Genomic DNA, 20,125 nt, shown 5'->3' with positions numbered 1-20,125 from the left:
CAGTGCTGGCCGATGTGTGCAACGGTCAGCCAGGCTTAGCCAGCGACCGGCGAACGCCAGTCATCGGAACCCGAAGTACCGGATACTTCGTGGGTCCAGGTGATTTTGCGGTAGGTGAATTCGACGTCTTCCAGGTGAGTGAAGTGCGAGTTCGCCGGGTCTTGGCAGTTGTGCATGTAGTCCTTGATGTCGACGATGATCGCGTCTTCAAGTTTGGTGGTGAAGTAGTGTTCCTGGGTGCCGGCAGCCGAGGTGCGGTACCACTGGATGGTGATTTCGGTCAGGCGCTCGCCGGAAGTCAGCGCCGCCAGCAGCAGAGGCGAGGACTTGTCGAATACCTTGGTGATTTTGACCGGTTTGTGTACGCGCTGGCCGGTAGGCTGGCCGGACTGCGGGTCACGCGGGATGATCACTTCGTGGCTGAAGCCCTGAACCATGACCTGGTCTTCATGACCTTCCTGGTAGGTGTTGCCAACCGAATCGGCGGTGAAAGCACCGGCGGTGATCAGGCCTTGTTTGGTGCCCGTGATGGACATATACGCTGGCGTAGCCATGGAGATGCTCCTTGCTGGATAAATAAGAATGCCCGGGAGGCGAAATCGCCCGGTGGGTAACTAAGCACGTATCAAATACCGTGCCACGTTAATTATTTCGTATATAACCCGGGGGTGCCGTGGACGTGTTAGCGGCATGTGCGGACAAGTTGCGTAGAGAAAACCGTGAATGTTGAGCAACTTCTTGCGCAGTGGTGCGCAACTTCCTGCGCACTCGCCTATGCGCCTTTATGTATAAAGCCTGCAGGGATCTATCCACAGGTTTTTCCACAGACTACTGCGCAACTAGTTGCCTGACTTTTTGATCATGCCTCCAACTAAGAGGGAGAGCATAAGCGATGCTTGCAGATCAGTCAGCACCAAGATATTCACGCACGAACAATGCAGCTTGTCGCTCAAGCCACCGAACTTATGAAACATTACGACACATAATTAATAAATCTTTTATTTCCAAATTCAAGAAGCTCTATTTCCTATTAACACCGCAAGTGCAGCACGCGCGTTAATGCAAATGAAAGCGTTAAACATCACTCTCGCTCAATAAAAAAGGCGAAGCCATCACAGCTTCGCCCTTCCTCGTAGCGCTCAGACCTTAATGGTGTTCGCGCGTCGCACGGAATTTCACGTCCGGCCAGCGCTCTTCCATCAACGCCAGGTTAACCCGTGTCGGGGCCAGGTAGGTCAGGTGACCACCGCCGTCGATCGCCAGGTTTTCCACAGCCTTATTGGAGAATTCCTCCAACTTCTTCTTGTCGCTGCAATCGATCCAGCGCGCGGAGTACACGGTGATTGGCTCATACGAGCACTCAACCTTGTATTCCTCTTTCAAGCGGCTGGCGACCACGTCGAACTGCAGCACACCGACGGCGCCGAGGATGATGTCGTTGCTGCGCTCCGGGAAGAACACCTGGGTGGCGCCCTCCTCCGCGAGCTGCTGCAGGCCTTGGCGCAGTTGCTTGGACTTGAGCGGGTCACGCAGGCGTACGCGGCGGAACAGTTCCGGGGCGAAGTGCGGGATACCGGTAAAGCCCAGCGTTTCGCCTTCGGTGAAGGTGTCGCCGATCTGGATGGTGCCGTGGTTGTGCAAACCGATGATGTCGCCGGCGAACGCTTCTTCAAGCTGTTCACGCTCGGAGGAGAAGAACGTCAGGGCGTCGCCGATGCGCACATCCTTGCCGGTGCGCACATGGCGCATCTTCATGCCTTTGTCGTATTTGCCGGAGCAGATGCGCATGAAGGCGATACGGTCGCGGTGTTTGGGGTCCATGTTCGCCTGGATCTTGAACACGAAGCCGGTGAATTTTTCTTCGACCGGTTCCACGGTGCGCTCGTTGGCCACGCGCGCAAGAGGCTTCGGCGCCCAGTTCACCACGGCGTCGAGCACGTGGTCGACACCGAAGTTGCCCAAGGCCGTACCGAAGAACACCGGGGTCAGTTGGCCGTCGAGAAATTCCTGCTGGTTGAACGCATGGCAGGCGCCCTGCACCAATTCCAACTGGTCGACAAACCGGTCGTACTCGTCACCCAAATGGGCGCGGGCTTCGTCGGAGTCGAGCTTCTCGATGATTTTTACATCGGTACGTTCGTGGCCATGGCCGGCGGTGTAGACAATGATGTAGTCGTCGGCCAGGTGGTACACGCCCTTGAAGTCGCGGTAGCAACCAATTGGCCAAGTGATCGGCGCGGCCTTGATCTTCAGGACCGCTTCGATTTCATCGAGCAACTCGATCGGGTCGCGAATATCGCGGTCGAGTTTGTTGATGAAGCTGACGATTGGCGTGTCACGCAGGCGGCACACGTCCATCAGCGCAATGGTACGTGGCTCAACGCCCTTACCGCCGTCGAGGACCATCAAGGCCGAGTCCACCGCGGTCAGGGTGCGGTAGGTGTCTTCGGAGAAGTCTTCGTGGCCCGGGGTGTCGAGCAGGTTGACCATGTGGTCGCGATACGGGAACTGCATGACCGACGTGGTAATGGAAATACCCCGTTGTTTTTCCATTTCCATCCAGTCGGAGGTCGCATGGCGGTCGGATTTGCGGGATTTCACCGTGCCGGCCACTGCGATTGCCTTGCCCATCAGCAGGAGCTTCTCGGTGATGGTGGTTTTACCGGCATCGGGGTGGGAAATAATGGCGAAAGTGCGGCGTTTCGCGACTTCGGCGGCCTGGTGGGTCATGGGAAATCGCCTGGCAGGTGAGTCAAAAAAGGGCGGCGAGTATAGCGCAAACCCCAGGGGCCAGACCACCGTTCAGCCCATTGGGGGTGGCTAAATGCTGCCAACTGTGGAACCTTTTAAAAGGTAGAGACGTCCACTCCCCTGCTACCGCACTCGGAACAGGGGCTGATAAATCAGCAAGTTAGCCTGACGAGGCTGCGCTCATGGCTCGATCGCATACCGCGTTGCCGGTATCGGCGAGCTGCTTTTCGCGAACTCATTCATAGGCAGCCATGCATGGCATTGCCGCTCGGAAATGTGTTCGCCGACAAAAGAAAAAAGGAGTCCGCCTGTGGCTATTCGCTATGGCAAAGGGCTGATAGGAGGAGCGGTTGTCGTCGCCCTCTTGGCCCTGCTGGTCCACTGGATCGGCATCAACACGATCGAACTGTACCGCGACGATTTGTTGTTTTACCTGCAAGCTCATTTGATTCTCGTCCTGGTCTCCATGCTGGCCGCCCTGATTGTGGGCATCCCCGCCGGTATCCTGCTCAGCCGACCGAACATGGTCGGGCGCGCAGAACGCTTCATGCAGATCTTCAACATCGGCAACACCGTCCCGCCCCTGGCCGTACTGGCCATCGCCCTCGGCGTCCTCGGCATTGGCAGTGGCCCGGCCATCTTCGCGCTGTTCCTCGCCTCCCTCCTGCCTATCGTGCGTAACACTTACGAAGGCCTGAAAAACGTACAGGGTTCACTGAAAGAAGCCGCCACCGGCATCGGCATGACGCCGCGCCAAGTGCTGTTTCGCGTGGAATTACCCAGCGCCGTGCCGATCATCATCGGCGGCGTACGCGTGGCCCTGGCGATCAACGTGGGCACCGCACCGCTGGCGTTCCTGATTGGTGCCAACAGCCTGGGCAGCCTGATCTTCCCCGGCATCGCCTTGAACAATCAGCCGCAATTGCTACTCGGCGCCGCGTGCACCGCGTTGCTGGCATTGCTGCTTGACGGTCTGGTGACCATGGCCAGCCGCCTCTGGCTGGAACGCGGGTTGCGTCCGTCTTAAGGCTCGGCAAAGGAATTGATATGAAAAAACTGACACTGATACTGAGCTGCGTCCTGCTGTTTGCAGGTTTTGCGCAAGCCGCAGAAAAACCCGTCATTCGCATCGGCGCCCGGGTGTTCACCGAACAAACCCTGCTCGCCGAAATCACCTCCCAGTACCTGCGCACCAAGGGCTATGACACCCAAGTAACCGGTGGCCTGGGCAGCAACCTGGCGCGCAGTGCCCAGGAAAGCGGGCAACTGGACCTGATCTGGGAATACACCGGCGTCTCGCTGGTGGCCTACAACCACGTCGACGAGAAGCTCGACAGCCAACAGTCCTACGCCCGAGTCAAAGAACTCGACGCAAAAAAAGGCCTGGTTTGGCTGTCGCCGTCGAAATTCAGCAACACCTACGCGTTAGCGTTGCCGGAAAATGTGGCCAAGGAATTCCCGCAGATCAACACCATGAGCGACCTGACCCAAGCCCTGGCCGAAAAAACCAAAGGCACACGCCTGGTCGCCCTGGACACCGAGTTCGCCAACCGTTCCGACGGCATGGGCGGCATGGTCAAGCTGTACGGCATGAACCTGACGCGCGAAAACACGCGCCAGATGGACGCCGGCCTGGTCTACACCGCGCTGCGTAATGGCCAGGTATTTGCCGGTTTGGTCTACACCACCGACGGTCGCCTGAACGCCTTCAAATTGAAGCTGCTGGAAGACGACAAGCATTACTTCCCGGACTACACCGCAGCCCCGGTGGTGCGTCAGGTGTACCTGGATGCTCACCCACAACTGGCCGCCGACCTTGCGCCGCTGGCCGCGCTGTTCGACGACGCAACCATGCGCCAGTTGAACGCGCGGGTCGACGTCGACCATGAAAGCCCGTCCGCTGTTGCCGCCGATTTCCTGCGCCAACACCCGATCAACTAAGAGGAGAAGACATGGAATTTTTAAACGCCTTTTCCCATCTTGACTGGGCACAAGTCCTGCACCTGACCTTGCAGCACATCACCTTGGTCGGCATCGCGGTGCTGCTGGCGATCTTTATTGGCGTGCCGCTGGGCGTGTTGATGACGCGCTTCCCGACGCTCGCGGGGCCCTTGCAAGCCAGCGCTACGGTGCTGCTCACCGTACCGTCGATTGCGCTGTTCGGCCTGCTGCTGCCGTTCTACTCCAAATTCGGCCAGGGCCTGGGGCCAATGCCGGCTATTACCGCGGTGTTCCTCTACTCCCTGCTGCCGATCATGCGTAACACCTACCTGGCCCTGACCGGCGTGGAACCGGGCATTCGCGAAGCCGCCAAAGGCATCGGCATGACCTTCGCCCAGCGCCTGCGCATGGTCGAATTGCCCATCGCGGTGCCGGTGATCCTCGCCGGTGTGCGCACCGCCGTGGTGATGAACATTGGCGTGATGACCATCGCCGCCACCATCGGCGCCGGTGGCCTGGGTGTACTGATTCTGGCTTCCATCAGCCGTAGCGACATGTCGATGCTGGTTGTCGGCGCCGTACTGGTCAGTCTTCTGGCCATCTTCGCCGACCTGCTTTTGCAATGGCTGCAACGCTCGCTGACTCCAAAAGGACTGCTCAAATGATCGAACTTCAAAACCTGACCAAGACTTTTCAAAGCAACGGCAAAACAGTGTCTGCCGTGAACGACGTAAGCCTGACCGTCAACGAAGGCGAGATTTGCGTATTCCTCGGCCCGTCGGGCTGCGGCAAGAGCACCACGCTGAAAATGATCAACCGCCTGATCAAGCCCACCTCGGGCAAGATTTTGATCAACGGCGAAGACACCACCGACCTCGACGAAGTGACCCTGCGTCGCAACATCGGTTACGTGATCCAGCAAATCGGCCTGTTCCCGAACATGACCATCGAGGAAAACATCGTGGTCGTGCCCAAGCTGTTGGGCTGGGACAAACAGAAATGCCACGACCGCGCCCGTGAGTTGATGAGCATGATCAAGCTGGAGCCCAAGCAGTACCTGCATCGCTACCCGCGTGAACTGTCGGGCGGCCAGCAGCAACGTATCGGCGTGATTCGTGCGCTGGCGGCGGATGCGCCGTTGCTGCTGATGGACGAGCCGTTCGGCGCGGTCGACCCGATCAACCGCGAGATGATCCAGAATGAGTTCTTCGAGATGCAGCGCGCGCTGAACAAGACTGTGATCATGGTCAGCCACGACATCGACGAAGCCATCAAGCTGGGCGACAAAATCGCAATCTTCCGCGCCGGCAAGCTGCTGCAGATCGACCACCCGGACACGCTGCTGGCGCACCCGGCTGACGAATTCGTCAGCAACTTTGTCGGCCAGGACAGCACCCTCAAGCGCCTGCTGCTGGTGAAAGCCGAGGACGCAGCGGACAACGCACCGTCGGTGAGCCCGGAAACCCCGGTGGCCGAGGCACTGGAATTAATGGACGAAACCGACCGCCGTTACGTGGTGGTGACCTGCGCCGAGAACAAGGCACTGGGCTATGTACGACGTCGCGACCTGCACCGTCAAACCGGCACCTGCGGCCAGTACTTGCGCGAGTTCAATGCCACCGCGGCGTACGACGAACACTTGCGCATCCTGCTGTCGCGCATGTACGAGTTCAACCGCTCGTGGCTGCCGGTGATGGATGCCGAACGCGTGTTCCTCGGTGAAGTGACTCAAGAGTCGATTGCCGAGTACTTGAGTTCGGGTAAATCGCGTGGCGGCAAGACCAGCATTGTTTCGCCAGCCGAAACAGCTCTGGCTTGATCTGAACTGACACACCAGGGATCAAAATGTGGGAGGGGGCTTGCTCCCTCCCACATTTTGCTCTCTGGTATGTCAGCGAAATACCGTGGATTTAACCCATTCGGGGAACATCAATTCGTCATACCTGTCGGTTACATAAGTAGCTGAACGTCGCTGCGCGACGAACGCGTGCAAAAACGCGACATTTTTAGTTGATCTATGGTCTCTCACGTCCTAAAGTTCGCGCCGAACGTCCATGCTGGAAACGATCCATCCGGCTCAAGTACTGACGACGAGACAGCAAGGCCAAGGGAGCGGTTACTCCCATGGCCTTTTTGCTTTCGGCGACATGCCTTGGGAAGTAGGCGAACCAAAGTGGGGATACGGAGGACGTTCATTTGCACCCATTGATCAAACCAGTTTGCCCTTAGGAGTTCCCAGCATGTCGATCAACGTCGAAGATTATTTCGCGCGCGCCACCTTTGACAAAATGAAGGCGTTCGCCGACAAACAGGAAACCCCGTTCGTGGTGATCGACACCGCGATGATCAGCCAGGCCTACGATGACCTGCGCGCCGGTTTCGAATTTGCCAAAGTCTATTACGCCGTCAAGGCCAACCCGGCCGTCGAGATCATCGACCTGCTCAAAGACAAAGGCTCGAGCTTCGACATCGCCTCGATCTACGAGCTGGACAAGGTCATGGACCGTGGCGTCAGCCCCGACCGTATCAGCTACGGCAACACCATCAAGAAATCCAAAGACATTCGCTACTTCTTCGATAAAGGCGTGCGCCTGTTCTCGACCGACTCCGAAGCCGACCTGCGCAACATTGCCAAGGCCGCACCGGGCTCGAAAGTCTACGTGCGCATCCTCACCGAAGGCTCGACCACGGCTGACTGGCCTTTGTCGCGCAAATTCGGCTGCCAGACCGACATGGCCATGGACCTGCTGATTCTTGCGCGTGACCTCGGCCTGGTGCCTTATGGCATCTCGTTCCACGTCGGTTCGCAACAGCGCGACATCAGCGTATGGGACGCCGCCATCGCCAAGGTCAAAGTAATCTTCGAACGCTTGAAAGAAGAAGACGGCATTCAGCTGAAACTGATCAACATGGGCGGTGGCTTCCCGGCCAACTACATCACCCGCACCAACAGCCTGGAAACCTACGCCGAAGAAATCATCCGCTTCCTCAAGGAAGACTTCGGCGATGACCTGCCGGAAATCATCCTGGAACCCGGCCGCTCGTTGATCGCCAACGCTGGCATCCTGGTCAGCGAAGTGGTGCTGGTTGCGCGCAAATCGCGCACCGCCGTCGAGCGCTGGGTGTACACGGATGTGGGCAAGTTCTCGGGCCTGATCGAAACCATGGACGAAGCCATCAAGTTCCCGATCTGGACCGAGAAAAAAGGCGAGATGGAAGAAGTGGTGATCGCCGGCCCAACCTGCGACAGCGCCGACATCATGTACGAAAACTACAAATACGGCCTGCCGCTGAACCTGGCAATTGGTGACCGTATGTACTGGTTGTCGACCGGTGCCTACACCACCAGCTACAGCGCGGTTGAGTTCAACGGCTTTCCGCCGCTGAAGTCGTTCTACGTGTAAGCAGCACCGCCAGCAAAAAGCCCATGACGTGTCATGGGCTTTTTTTATACAAAAATATCCTTGCGGACATCTACTTTGCCGGTGACAAAAATCTGCAGGTCCAGCCTGCCATCCCCCGTGGTGTCCATCCTTAAAAGCGTTCGCTGAACCCTGGGGTCGTAGTTCACCAGCACATCACCCGGTTTAGTCATAAACGTCGGGTTGTTCGGGTCTTGTTGTTTTCTGCGATCAATCGGCAGCCTGGAAACAAAGTTCAGCGGACCTGATTGTCGGCTCACGCCAGACAGGTCGAGTTTGTCCTTGCCGCTGACGAAGTCCATGACCAGATTAGGCTTACCACTGGACGTGGCATCAAACACAAAGGTATTGGCACCCGCCCCGCCCCACATCTGCGCCCCGCCACTGCCGCCATAAACAATGTCGTCGCTGCGGCCGCCCCGCAGGACATTGAAGGCCGCATTACCGATCAACGTATTCTTGCCTTGGCCACCTCTGGCCTCTTCAATCGTCACACCATGGGCGATACCGACGTTACCCTGCAACCCTGCCACTGAAGAAAACGAGCCCGCATTGAGGTTGATCGTTTGATCTTGGCTGAACCCGGAAAAATCGAGGGTATCCCAGCCACCGCCATCCCACACGCTGAACAATGGTTTGTCCTGGGCCGTTTTCAGGCTGTACTGGTCACGATCGGTATTGGAGTTGAAACCGTAAGTGGTATTACCGTTGCGCGTGGCGTAGTTGGCACCATATTTTGCCTGGATTGCCCGCATGTCATCCATCATCAGGCTGACGGGGTGGACACTCTCCTCAGCGTCGTTCAGAAAGGGCGTGGCGTAGCTCATGACCGTGTAGGTTCTCAAATCCTCCGCATAATACTGCGGCTCAAGCCTTTCATTTTCATCACCGTGCGGATGATCCAAACCAAGGCCGTGCCCTAGCTCATGGATCATGACTGAACGCCATTTTTCGTTAATCATGTCATTTTTATCAGCGTTAGCCGGGTTGCGCGGTCCGCTCGTCTGCTCTGCAAGACGTAGCCAGACCGCGCCCTGTGCCTCTGGGTAGCGCGGGTTCGGTTTTTGAGCAGAGCCCAAAATGGTCGAGGCGTTGTTGCCAATGCCGAAACCTCTGTAGGTCAGATGCCCCTCACTGGCGCCGCGTGCTTGTTCGGTGAAAGTCAGATTGGCAACATCGGCATACTCTTGATGCGCCTTGTTGATAAGTGCTTTGTGCAACAAGCTCAGCGGCAAGACTTTGTCGATCCCGGACTTGCTGTTTATACGCTTGAATTCTCTGAAGCCGCGTGGCGGTGCAGTGGTAAATTCAAATGAAAGCTCAGTCTTGCCATTCCGGTTGCTGTCACGCCAGCGGCTGCCGGCGCGGTTAAGCCGATCTGCAGCCTGTGCGCTGGTCAGCGATGGGTCCTCATCTTCAGACCTTTTTTCACCGCCGCGTTTATTTTCTTCGTGAGCTCGTTGAACAACGTCATATCCGGTAGAAACCGGCGCCTGATTGATTCGCATGATAAAGAGATACTCCTGGCGTGCCTTGAGGGCAACGTGCAATCCATTTTGGAAACGAGGCACGAGCGTGCCACGAGTACCGCCACGGGCTTATCAGCGTTGTCCGCAAACGTATTCGATACGGCCAACTTCTGCTGTAGCTCACCGGCGTTCGTGACCGTAGGAGGAATAGGCAGTAGCTGTAGCGTTGCGGATATGAACGGTGCCTTCTCACAAACAATTGAGTATCGCCGCGCCGATTTCGTGGCCCACGGGCCATTGCGTGGAGCATTTGTGCGCAAAACAGAATATTTCTCGATAACCCACGGCATAATGCGCGCCGTAACCTACTAATCGCTCAGCGAGGCCGTCAGACGTGTTGAAGAAAACCCTGTTCCAGTTGCACTGGTTCTTCGGCATTACCGCCGGGCTGGTGTTGGCGTTGATGGGGATCACCGGGGCGGCGGTGTCGTTTCAGGATGAAATTCTACGGGCGCTTAACCCCACGGTACTCAGCGTGCAAAAGCGTGAAGCCGGCGTGCTGCCGCCTGCCGAACTGGTGCGCAAGCTGCAGGCGACCGAAGGCAAAAACGTGGCGATGCTGTGGGTGGAAAGCGACAGCGGCAACGCCGCGCGCGTGCTTTTCAGCGCGCCGCCGGGCGAGCGCCGTGGCCAGATGCGCTACTTCGACCCGTACACCGGCGATTACATGGGCGACGCCGTCGGGCAGGACTTCTTCGGCTTTGTGCTGCAGTTGCACCGCTTCCTCGCCATGGGCGAAACCGGGCGGCAAATCACTGGCGCCTGCACGCTGATCCTGCTGTTCTTCTGCCTCTCCGGCCTGTACCTGCGCTGGCCGCGCCAAGTGGCGAGCTGGCGTGCCTGGCTGACACTCGACTGGCGTAAAAAGGGCCGCAGTTTCAACTGGGATTTGCACTCGGTATTCGGCACATGGTGCCTGCTGTTCTATCTGTTGGCAGCGTTGACGGGCCTGTCCTGGTCCTACGATTGGTACAACCAGGGGCTGACCAAACTGCTCTCCGACGCACCGAACAATGAACGCATGCGCAAGCGCGGCCCGGCACCCGAAGGCCCGGCGCCGGTGGCCAATTACGACGCTATCTGGAGCAGCATCTACAGCAACGCAGGGCCTGAACTGAGCGCTTACAACATTCGTATGCCGGCCGTCGCCGGGCAACCGGCTACCGTGTATTACTTGCTCAAATCATCGCCGCATGACCGCGCCACCAACCAGATCACCCTCGACCCGGCCACTGGCGAGCTGCAACGCCACGACCGCTACGCCAGCAAAACCCTCAAGTCGCAACTGCTGACGAGTATTTATGCGCTGCACACCGGCAGTTATTTCGGCCTGGCGGGGCGCATCATCCTCACCGTCAGCGCGCTGTGCATGCCGCTGTTCTTTATCACCGGCTGGCTGCTGTACCTCGACCGTCGCCGCAAAAAACGCCAGGTACGGGATGCGCGCAAAGGCCTTGGTGCCAACCACAGCGACGCCCCGGCTTGGTTGATCGGCTTTGCCAGCCAGAGCGGCTTCGCCGAGCAGCTTGCGTGGCAAACTGCCGGGCAACTGCAGGCGGCCGGGCTGCCGGTAAACGTGCAGCCCTTGGCTAGCATCAGCCAGGATGCGCTGCGCGAGTCGCACAATGCGCTGTTTGTGGTCAGCACCTTCGGCGACGGCGAAGCGCCTGACAGCGCCCGTGGTTTCGAACGCAGTGTGCTCGGTCAGGACCTGTCCCTCAAAGGCCTGAACTACGCGGTACTGGCGCTGGGTGATCGCCAGTACCAACACTTCTGCGGCTTTGCGCGGCGCCTGCACTTCTGGCTGACCCACCAGGGCGGCAACCCGCTGTTCGCCCCGGTGGAAGTCGACAGCGGCGACACACAAGCCTTGCTGACCTGGCAACAGCAACTGGGCCAACTCACCGGCCACGCCCCGGCGGCGGCCTGGCAAACGGCACCGTTCGAACACTGGACCCTGAGCGCGCGCGCCCTGCTCAACCGCGACAGCGTCGGTGCAGCCATCTACTTGCTCAGCCTCACACCGCCGTCGCCGCACAGCTGGTCGGCCGGCGACCTGGTGGACGTGCTGCCACGCAACAGCGCAGCGGCCATCGAGCACTTCCTCGCAGGCTTGGGCCTGGAGGGCAGTGACGGCGTGCTGATCGACGGCACGGCGCAAACGCTCAGCCAAGCCCTCGCCGCCCGCCAACTGCCGCACAACCGCGCGCACTTGGTCGGCCTGCACGCACAAGCTTTGGTCAATGCATTGGTGCCGCTGGGCCTGCGCGAATACTCGATCGCCTCGATCGCGAGTGACGGCGTGTTGCAGTTGATCGTGCGCCAGGAACGTCACCCCGATGGCAGCCTGGGCCTGGGCTCCGGCTGGCTGACCGAACACGCCGCCATCGGTTCAGGCATCAGCTTGCGCCTGCGCAGCAACAGTGGTTTCCACCTGCCGCAAGCACCGGTGCCGCTGATACTGTTGGGCAACGGCACCGGCCTCGCGGGGCTGCGCAGCTTGCTCAAAGCGCGCATTGCCGAGGGCCGGCAACGCAACTGGTTACTCTTCGGCGAGCGCAATATTGCCCACGACTACCTGTGCCAGCATGAGCTTCAAGGCTGGCTGGCGAGCGGTGATCTGGCGCTGCTGGACCTGGCGTTTTCCCGCGACCAAGCCGAGAAAATCTACGTACAGGACCGCCTGCGCGAATCGGCGGATGTGCTGCGCAGATGGCTGGCGGACGGCGCCGCCATTTATGTGTGCGGCAGCTTGCAAGGGATGGCGACGGGCGTCGATCAAGTGCTGCGCGAGGTGCTGGGCAGCGAAGCGGTGGAGCGCTTGATTGAGCAAGGCCGCTATCGCCGCGATGTGTACTGAGCCACCTCAAATGATCGTTCCCACGCTGCGCGTAAGGAACGATCATGTTAGGCAGGTTGCAGCGTTTGCTCGAACACCGAGACCCCGTCCAGGTCACGCAAGGTCACGGTCAACTCGGCCGTCTGCCCATCAATGTGTACTTCGCCAAAAAACTGAAAGCCGGCAAACGGCGATGTGTTCTGCGCAGGGGGCGCCTTCTCGAATACCACTTCCGGGCCAAAGGTTTTATCCAGCGGGTTAGGCCCGAAACTCCCGGCGTTCAAGGGCCCCGCGACGAACTCCCAGAACGCTTCGAAATCCTGAAACGCCGCGCGGTCCGGGTGGTAATGATGCGCCGCACAGTAGTGCACGTCGGCCGTCAGCCACACATGGTTGCGCACCTTCTGCGCACGCAAAAAACCCAACAACTCGGCAATTTCCAGCTCACGGCCTTGCGCCGGGCCGGGGTCGCCGTTGGCGATGGCTTCCCAGCGCGGCACGCCGGGGCTGACTTCACCGTCGGGCACGCCGAGGCCAATGGGCATGTCGGCGGCGATGACCTTCCACTGCGCCTGAGAGGCCTTGAGCTCACGCTTGAGCCAGTCCAGTTGCTCACGGCCCATGAACGGTTTTTCACCGCCCAGGTTGTCGTCGTTGGGGCCGCGATAGCTGCGCATGTCGAGCACGAACACATCCAGTAACGGGCCGTAACTGAGTTTGCGATAAATGCGCCCGCCGCCGTCGGCGCTCTGCCGGCGCATCGGTGAATACTCCAGCCACGCCTGGCGCGCGCGGCCGACCAAGGTATTGATGTCGCGGGTGGTGTAGCGCTCATCGAGTTGCTTGCTCGGCGACCAGTTGTTGATCACCTCGTGGTCGTCCCACTGCCAGATCTGCGGCACCTCGGCGTTAAAGCGGCGCACGTTTTCATCGAGCAAGTTATAGCGATAATTGCCGCGGTATTCGTCGAGGGTTTCGGCGACTTTGCTCTTGGCTTCGGTGGTGATATTGCGCCAGACGCGGCCGTCTTCCACGGTGAGTTGTGCAGGCACCGGGCCGTCGGCGTAGATCGTGTCGCCACTGTGGATAAAAAAATCCGGCAAGCGCAAGCGCATGGCTTCGTAAATACGCATGCCGCCGATGTCCGGGTTGATGCCGAAGCCTTGGCCAACGGTGTCGCCGCTCCACACAAAGCGAATGTCGCGGCGTTGTTGCGGCACGCTGCGCAGGTGGCCGAACCACGGCTCGCTGGCGACGCCGGTCTGGGCGTCTTCAAAGTGCACGCGGTAGAAAATCGCTTGGTCGACGGGCAACCCGGTGAGTTCGACGCGCGCGGTAAAGTCGGTGCGACTGTCGGCCAGCGGCGAGATGAATTTGCGCGGGTTGCTGAACACGCTGCGGGTGTCCCACTCCACGACCATTTTCGCGGGGCGGTCACTGCGGCTCCAGATCATCGCGCGGTCGCCGAGCAAATCGCCGGACTGCACGCCGTCGGTGAGTTGCGGCCGGTCTTTCACCGAGGCAATCACCGCAGGTGCCAGGCCCGGCAACAACAGACCGGCGCCAACGGCTTGCATCACGCGGCGACGGCCGAGGTCGAAGTGGCTCATGCAGGTGCCCTCTTGAGTATCAAAAGGGCCACTTAAGCACGGGCGCATGAAGCGGATGTGACACTGATTACAGGCCGATGCAAATCAACTGTGGGAGCGGGCTTGTTCGCGATGGCATCCACTGGGTATTGCTGATGTACCGAGGTGCCTGCATCGCGAGCAAGCCCGCTCCCACAAAAAGCAAATCTGCCTTTGATCTGAGAAGCGCCCGGTTAAACCTCGATGGCCGCACGCGGGCTCGGATTCGTGGGGCAAGCGCCTCAGACCTGCGCCGGAGCCACCACCAACTCGACCGCCTCAGGGCGCTTGGTCAGCGCATACACCAACCCCGTCAGCACACTGCCGGCCACAATCGCCAGCAAATACAGCAGCGCGTGGTTCATCGCGTTAGGAATGATCAGCACAAACAAGCCGCCGTGTGGCGCCGCCAGCTTGCAGCCGAAGTACATCGACAGAGCGCCGGTCAACGCGCCACCGGCGATGCTCGCCGGGATCACCCGCAGCGGGTCTTTGGCCGCAAACGGAATCGCGCCCTCAGAGATAAAGCACATGCCCAGAATCATCGCCGCTTTGCCCGCCTCACGCTCGGTCTGGGCAAACTTGCGGCGCGCCAGCAAGGTCGCTATGCCCATGCCAATCGGCGGCACCATACCCGCAGCCATGGTAGCCGCCATCGGTGCACCGCTGGACGCCGCCAGCAAGCCGACCGAAAACGCATACGCGGCCTTGTTGATCGGCCCGCCCAAGTCAACACACATCATGCCGCCCAGCAAAATGCCCAGCAGCACCGCGTTGGTGGTGCCCATGGTGCTGAGAAAATCAGTCAGGCCGGTCAGCAACCGTGCAACCGGAGGGCCGATCAGGTAGACCATCGCCAGGCCGGTGATCAGGCTTGCCAGCAACGGGATGATCAGGATCGGCTTGAGTGCCTCAAGGCTTTGCGGCAAGCGCACCGCGCGCGAGATAAATTTAACGCAGTAGCCAGCAAGGAAACCCGCAAAAATACCGCCGATAAAACCGGCGCCCAGCGTACCCGCCAGCAACCCGCCAATCATGCCGGGCGCAATGCCGGGGCGGTCGGCGATCGAGTAGGCAATGTAGCCCGCCAGCAGCGGCACCATCAGCATAAAGGCCTGGTCGCCGACGGTTTTGAGTGCCGCCGCCAAGGTGCCTTTTTCTTCAAAGGCATGAATGCCGAACACAAACGACAAAGCGATCAACAAGCCGCCTGCCACCACCATTGGCAACATGAACGACACGCCGGTGAGCAGGTGTTTGTAGACGCCGGTTTTTTCCGACTTCTTGGCCACCGCGCCGTTGGCCGCACTTTCTACCGCGCCTTCGGCGAGGGCTTTGTTGAGCGTGGCTTCAGATTGCTTGAGGGCAATGCCGGTGCCGCAACGGTAAATCTTCTTGCCGGCGAAGCGCTCGGTGGCGACTTCGATGTCTGCCGCCAGCAATACCACGTCGGCATCGGCAATCGCTTGCGGGCTCAACGGCGTGCGTGCGCCGACCGAACCTTGGGTTTCGACCTGCAAGTCATAGCCCAGGCGCTTGGCCGTTTGCTGCAAGGCTTCGGCGGCCATGAAGGTGTGGGCCACGCCGGTCGGGCATGCGGTAATCGCGACGATACGCGGGGCGTTCGCAGCCGCCGCCGGGGCTTGGCTGGCGACGTAGATTTGCGCCTCTTCGGCGCCCCGACGCAGCACGCCGTCGACATCCGCCAACGCCTGCGCGGGCGTACTCTGGAACACCCGCTTGCCGACAAAACGCTGCATGTCCAACGGTGTGCTGCTGACCAGCAACACCCATTCGGCGTCGTCGAGCGTGGCCTGCGACAACTGGCGCTCGGGCCGCTGCACGTCCACCACTTCAACGCTGGTGCGCAAGCCCATGCGTTGCGCGGCGGCGTCCAGCAAACGCGCACACAGCACACTGGTGACCATGCCGTTCGGGCAGGCAGTAACAATGGCTAATTTCATCACAAACCCTCTTATTGTTCTGTCAGCGCGCGCACATGGACGCCGCTTTCGAGATGCGCCAACTGCGCGTCATCGCTGATGCCAAAACCGATCTGCGTCACAGCCATCGCGGCAATCGCCGTGGCGCGGCGCAGGGTGGTTTCCGGCAGATCAACACTCAGCAAGCCGTGCAGCATCCCGGCCAGCAACGAGTCGCCGGCGCCGACCGTGCTGGCCACGCTGACCTTGGGCGGCGTGGCATGCAGCGCGGTGCCCGGGCTGAACCAGTTGACGCCGTCGGCACCGTGCGACACCACCACATGCTCCACGCCTTGGGCGTGCAAACGCTCGGCGGCCTCGGCCTGTTGCACGATCGAATCGGTGGGGCAATCCAGCGCGTCGGTGAGTTCTTCGGTGTTGGGTTTGATCAACCACGGGCCAGCCTTCAAACCGGCGCGCAGCGCTTCACCGCTGGTGTCCAGGGCGACTTTCAAACCCAGTGCTTTAAGTTGCGCAAGCAAGCCCTGAAACCACTGCGGGCTGATGCCACGCGGCAAGCTGCCGGCGACTACCACCGCGTCGAACGCCGGGCCGACCACCTTGAGCAGTTTGAGCAACGCCTCTTGCGCCTGTTCACTGACCTCTGGCCCCGGCGCATTGATGTCGGTAACCCGGCCATCCTGTTCGGCAATCTTGATATTGCTGCGGGTTTCACCCGGCACGCGGATAAACGCATCGCCAAACCCACGGCTGGCGATCAATGCATCAAACGCCTCGGGGTTGGCCGCGCCAAGAAACCCACCCACGCTCACGTTATGGCCCAAGTCGGCCAACACCTGCGCCACGTTCACACCCTTGCCGGCGGCATGCGTGAGCACGGTTTCGCTACGGTTGACTGCACCCGGCTCCAGCCGCGCCAGGCGTACCGTAAGGTCCAACGCCGGGTTCAGCGTCAGGCATAAAATCTTCGCCATTTACACGGCCTCCACAAGGGCACGCACTTCAGCGGGCGAACCCACCAACAGCGCTTTTTGCGCCAGGCCCTGGGCCTCGCTCAGACTGAATTCACGCACCCGCGCCTTCACTTCAGGAATGCTGCGGGCCGACACACTCAACTCATCCACACCCAGCCCGATCAGCACCGGCACGGCCAGCGGGTCCGCCGCCAATTCGCCGCACACGCCCACCCATTTGCCATGGGCATGCGCGGCGCGCACGGTGATGTCGATCAGTTGCAGCACCGCCGGGTGCAAGCCATCGGCCTGCGCCGACAGGGTTGGGTGGCCACGGTCGATGGCCAGCGTGTACTGGGTCAGGTCATTGGTGCCGACGCTGAAAAAGTCGACTTCCTTGGCCAAGACCGGCGCGAGCAACGCAGCGGAAGGTACTTCGATCATGATCCCGAGTTGCAAGTCGGCCACCGGAATTTCCAGGCGCAAGCGCTCGGTCATATCACGCGCTGCACGCCACTCATCGACGCTGCCAACCATGGGGAACATGATGCGCAGCGGGCGGTTATCCGCCGAGCGCAGCAGCGCGCGCAGTTGCGCTTCCATGATCTGCGGGCGTTGCAAGGTCAGGCGAATACCGCGCACGCCGAGGAACGGGTTTTCTTCTTGGGCAATCGGCCAATAAGGCAGCGGTTTGTCGCCGCCCACGTCGAGGGTGCGCACTACCAGCGGGCGACCTCCAAGGCCGTCGAGTACGCGGCGGTATTCGGCTTCCTGAGTGGCTTCATCCGGCGCCTGCGGGTGCGCCATGAAAATCAATTCGGTGCGCAGCAAACCGATGCCTTCGGCGCCCTGCTCTACCGCTGCGGCAACACCGGCGCTTTCGCCAATGTTGGCGAACACTTCCACGGCGTGGCCGTCACGCGTCAACGCCGGTTGATGGCGCTGCGCCGAGGCGGCTTGCAGGCGTTGCTCACGGGTGTCGCGCTCCACGGTCGCGCGTTGCAGCGTGGCCGCATCAGGGGCCACATGCAGGCGGCCGCGCTGGCCGTCGAGCAACAACGGCGTGCCGGAAGCCAGCAGCAGCACCGCCGCGCCTGCGCCGACCAAAGCGGGAATGCCCAAGGCACGCGCAACGATTGCACTGTGCGCCGTGGCGCCGCCACGCGCAGTGAGGATGCCAGCAACGCGGGCTGGGTCCAGGCGTGCAACGTCCGAAGGGCCGACTTCGTCCATCACCAGAATGTAAGGTTCGCTCGGCTCTTGCGCGGTTTCCAGGCCACACAGTTGTGCCAGCACGCGGCGGCCAACGTCACGCAAATCTGCGGCGCGCTCGGCGAGCAAGGCGTCCTGCAACGACTCTTGCTGCTTGGCGGCGGCTTCGATCACGCTCATCCACGCCGCTTCAGCGCTTTCGCCTTGCTTGAGGCGGGTGTCGACTTCGTCCGTCAGCTCCGGGTCGTCGAGCATTTCCTGGTGAGTGATGAAAATTTCGCGAATGGCTTTGGCTTGGCTGCGCTCGATCAGGCCCTGAATATCGCGGCGCACGTCGCTCAGCGCATCCTGCAAGCGCTGGCGCTCGATGGCGGAGGACTCGCCGCGCAAGGGGTAATCGAACACCTGTTGCGTCTGGATATGTGCCGGGCCGATAGCGATGCCGGGCGCGGCGGCGATGGCCTGGAGTTGGCTGCCGGCCTGCGGCGCGCTGATCACCGGTTGTGGTTCGACCTCCACCGTTGCAGGTTGCGCACTCACGGTCGGCAGCGGCTCGACGTCTTCGCCCAGGCCTGCTTCTACCGCCGCCAGCAAGGCGGGCAAGGCATCGCCGGCAATCGTCGGCTCGGCCACAAATTCCAGCACTTGGCCGCGACGAGCGCCGAGGCTTAGCAACTTGCTCAGGCTTTTCACCGACACAGCGCCCACCGGGCCATCAATGATCCGCAGGCGAATATCGCCGTCAAAACTCTTCGCCAATTGCGCGAGGATTTTCGCCGGCCGCGCGTGCAGGCCATGCGCGTTGGCCAGGGTAATGCGCGCGCTCGGCCAGTCAGGCGGCAGTTCGCCGCCGAGCACTTCAAGCACCGCGCGGCTGCTGGTGGCACGCCCCAATTCCTGGCCGCGACCTTCAATCAGCAAGGCACACAAACGCTCCAACAAAGCCTGGTGCGCTTCACCGAGGCTGGCCAGGCAAAACAGGCCATTGAGCGGCTGGCCGAGGTAACGCATGGGTTTGTCCGGGGTGACGAATGCCAGGCCGGGGCGCTTCACCGTCTGCTCGCTGTGCAGCCACCACAGGCCATCGCCCAGTGGCAGTGCGTCAACCTGTTGCAACACGGCGGCAAAGCCGTTGCTCACACAGTCGGCCTGGCGCAGCAAGCGTGCGCCGCGCCATACCAGTTCTTCAAAATCATCGGCGGACACGCCGAGGCTGATCATCTGCGCATCCAGCGCCAGTTCCTGCGGCGCGCCTTGCAGCAGTTTCAGCAAGGCGTCGGCGGAACCGGCACGGCGCAGCGCCTGGCCGAGGTCGGTCTCACCCAGCGCGCGGGTCAGCAGCTGCAGCAGGCGCAGGTGTTCATCGGACTTGGCGGCAATGCCGATGGCCAGGTAGACGATCTGGCCATCACCCCAATCCACGCCTTCGGGGAATTGCAGCAGGCGCACGCCGGTCGAAAATACCTGGTCGCGGGTTTCCGGGGTGCCATGCGGGATGGCGATACCTTGGCCGAGAAAGGTCGAGCCTTGGGCTTCACGGGCTTGCAAGCCGCTGAGGTAGCCCTCGGCGACCAGGCCATCGGCCACCAGTGTGTCAGCGAGCAGGTGCAAGGCAGCAGATTTGTCCACAGCCACCTGGCCCATGGATATCTGCTCTACAGTGAGCTCAAGCATGCCGTTCTCCTAGTTAGTGCGATGGGCGCACTAGGTATTGTTTTGAATAAATCCGCACAAGGCGTTCAAAGTAAATGACTGATTGGTCAGTTGGCAGTAGCCAGTCAGTCGCGAACGTCGTAAAAATACGCTGGCTGAAACGTTTAATCTAGAATTTATGGCAGGTTACGCGTTAATTATGCAAGCTTGAAGGACCACTCGGCGCTTGAGCCTGCCCATTGGTCGTGTGCCGT

Annotated in this window: 13 protein-coding genes; 6 read left to right on the top strand and 7 right to left on the bottom strand. The window is 60.5% G+C overall.

Features of this window, described 5'->3' with window-relative positions; genetic code table 11:
- Positions 1-35 precede the first annotated feature (35 nt).
- Entirely contained in the window at positions 36-554 is a 519-nt protein-coding gene (locus tag ACOZK9_RS04745; protein WP_058414387.1) for an Hcp family type VI secretion system effector, read from the bottom strand.
- A gap of 592 nt (positions 555-1,146) precedes the next feature.
- Positions 1,147-2,730 carry a peptide chain release factor 3 gene (locus ACOZK9_RS04740; RefSeq protein WP_058412730.1) on the bottom strand — a complete coding sequence of 528 codons (1,584 nt, stop codon included), beginning with the start codon at positions 2,728-2,730 and terminating at the stop codon, positions 1,147-1,149.
- Between the two features lie 331 nt (positions 2,731-3,061).
- Between ACOZK9_RS04740 and ACOZK9_RS04735 the strand changes: the two genes are divergently transcribed.
- From ACOZK9_RS04735 to ACOZK9_RS04715, 5 genes are all read left to right on the top strand, one after another.
- Complete coding sequence (locus ACOZK9_RS04735) at positions 3,062-3,778, top strand: ABC transporter permease (RefSeq protein ID WP_421555371.1); 717 nt, start codon at positions 3,062-3,064, stop codon at positions 3,776-3,778.
- A 20-nt stretch (positions 3,779-3,798) separates the two neighbouring features.
- Complete coding sequence (locus ACOZK9_RS04730) at positions 3,799-4,692, top strand: glycine betaine ABC transporter substrate-binding protein (RefSeq protein ID WP_058412731.1); 894 nt, start codon at positions 3,799-3,801, stop codon at positions 4,690-4,692.
- Positions 4,693-4,703: 11 nt separating this feature from the next.
- Entirely contained in the window at positions 4,704-5,357 is a 654-nt protein-coding gene (locus tag ACOZK9_RS04725) for an ABC transporter permease (RefSeq protein ID WP_058412732.1), read from the top strand.
- The gene (locus ACOZK9_RS04720; protein WP_053131666.1) at positions 5,354-6,511 is read left to right on the top strand and encodes an osmoprotectant ABC transporter ATP-binding protein OsmV; all 1,158 of its coding nucleotides are present in this window, start codon (positions 5,354-5,356) and stop codon (positions 6,509-6,511) included. Before ACOZK9_RS04725 ends, ACOZK9_RS04720 begins: the two co-directional genes overlap by 4 nt.
- Positions 6,512-6,932: 421 nt before the next feature.
- Positions 6,933-8,096, top strand: coding sequence for a type III PLP-dependent enzyme (locus ACOZK9_RS04715; RefSeq protein WP_058412733.1), 1,164 nt, complete (start codon positions 6,933-6,935; stop codon positions 8,094-8,096).
- A gap of 44 nt (positions 8,097-8,140) precedes the next feature.
- Here the strand turns inward: ACOZK9_RS04715 and ACOZK9_RS04710 are convergent, their stop codons facing one another.
- Entirely contained in the window at positions 8,141-9,622 is a 1,482-nt protein-coding gene (locus tag ACOZK9_RS04710; protein ID WP_421555370.1) for a M10 family metallopeptidase C-terminal domain-containing protein, read from the bottom strand.
- Positions 9,623-9,977: 355 nt separating this feature from the next.
- Between ACOZK9_RS04710 and ACOZK9_RS04705 the strand changes: the two genes are divergently transcribed.
- Positions 9,978-12,503, top strand: a complete 2,526-nt coding sequence (locus ACOZK9_RS04705; protein ID WP_421555369.1) for a PepSY domain-containing protein — start codon at positions 9,978-9,980, stop codon at positions 12,501-12,503.
- A 47-nt stretch (positions 12,504-12,550) separates the two neighbouring features.
- Here the strand turns inward: ACOZK9_RS04705 and ACOZK9_RS04700 are convergent, their stop codons facing one another.
- The 4 genes from ACOZK9_RS04700 to ptsP all read right to left on the bottom strand — a co-directional run bounded on the left by ACOZK9_RS04700 (position 12,551) and on the right by ptsP (position 19,892).
- A complete protein-coding gene (locus tag ACOZK9_RS04700; protein ID WP_421555368.1) occupies positions 12,551-14,092 on the bottom strand; it encodes an alkaline phosphatase D family protein in 1,542 nt (513 codons plus the stop codon).
- 260 nt (positions 14,093-14,352) lie between these two features.
- Complete coding sequence (locus ACOZK9_RS04695) at positions 14,353-16,074, bottom strand: fructose-specific PTS transporter subunit EIIC (protein WP_152748939.1); 1,722 nt, start codon at positions 16,072-16,074, stop codon at positions 14,353-14,355.
- Positions 16,075-16,085: 11 nt separating this feature from the next.
- On the bottom strand, positions 16,086-17,027 hold the full coding sequence (pfkB, locus tag ACOZK9_RS04690; protein WP_421555367.1) for a 1-phosphofructokinase: 942 nt from the start codon (positions 17,025-17,027) through the stop codon (positions 16,086-16,088).
- Positions 17,028-19,892, bottom strand: coding sequence for a phosphoenolpyruvate--protein phosphotransferase (gene ptsP, locus ACOZK9_RS04685; RefSeq protein ID WP_421555366.1), 2,865 nt, complete (start codon positions 19,890-19,892; stop codon positions 17,028-17,030). It abuts the gene before it with no gap.
- Between the last annotated feature and the right edge of the window lie 233 nt (positions 19,893-20,125).

The organism is Pseudomonas kitaguniensis (assembly GCF_049199985.1).
Taxonomy (GTDB): Bacteria; Pseudomonadota; Gammaproteobacteria; order Pseudomonadales; family Pseudomonadaceae; genus Aquipseudomonas; species Aquipseudomonas kitaguniensis.
Note: the sequence above shows the minus strand (reverse complement) of the source record. Positions and strands in the feature narration are given on the sequence as shown.

Coding starts and splice junctions, on each gene's coding strand:
- ACOZK9_RS04745 (WP_058414387.1), bottom strand. CDS start 554: ATGGCTACGCCAGCGTATATGTCCATCACGGGCACCAAACAAGGCCTG.
- ACOZK9_RS04710 (WP_421555370.1), bottom strand. CDS start 9,622: ATGCGAATCAATCAGGCGCCGGTTTCTACCGGATATGACGTTGTTCAA.
- pfkB (WP_421555367.1), bottom strand. CDS start 17,027: ATGGCGAAGATTTTATGCCTGACGCTGAACCCGGCGTTGGACCTTACG.
- ACOZK9_RS04700 (WP_421555368.1), bottom strand. CDS start 14,092: ATGAGCCACTTCGACCTCGGCCGTCGCCGCGTGATGCAAGCCGTTGGC.
- ACOZK9_RS04740 (WP_058412730.1), bottom strand. CDS start 2,730: ATGACCCACCAGGCCGCCGAAGTCGCGAAACGCCGCACTTTCGCCATT.
- ACOZK9_RS04715 (WP_058412733.1), top strand. CDS start 6,933: ATGTCGATCAACGTCGAAGATTATTTCGCGCGCGCCACCTTTGACAAA.
- ACOZK9_RS04730 (WP_058412731.1), top strand. CDS start 3,799: ATGAAAAAACTGACACTGATACTGAGCTGCGTCCTGCTGTTTGCAGGT.
- ACOZK9_RS04725 (WP_058412732.1), top strand. CDS start 4,704: ATGGAATTTTTAAACGCCTTTTCCCATCTTGACTGGGCACAAGTCCTG.
- ACOZK9_RS04720 (WP_053131666.1), top strand. CDS start 5,354: ATGATCGAACTTCAAAACCTGACCAAGACTTTTCAAAGCAACGGCAAA.
- ptsP (WP_421555366.1), bottom strand. CDS start 19,892: ATGCTTGAGCTCACTGTAGAGCAGATATCCATGGGCCAGGTGGCTGTG.
- ACOZK9_RS04695 (WP_152748939.1), bottom strand. CDS start 16,074: ATGAAATTAGCCATTGTTACTGCCTGCCCGAACGGCATGGTCACCAGT.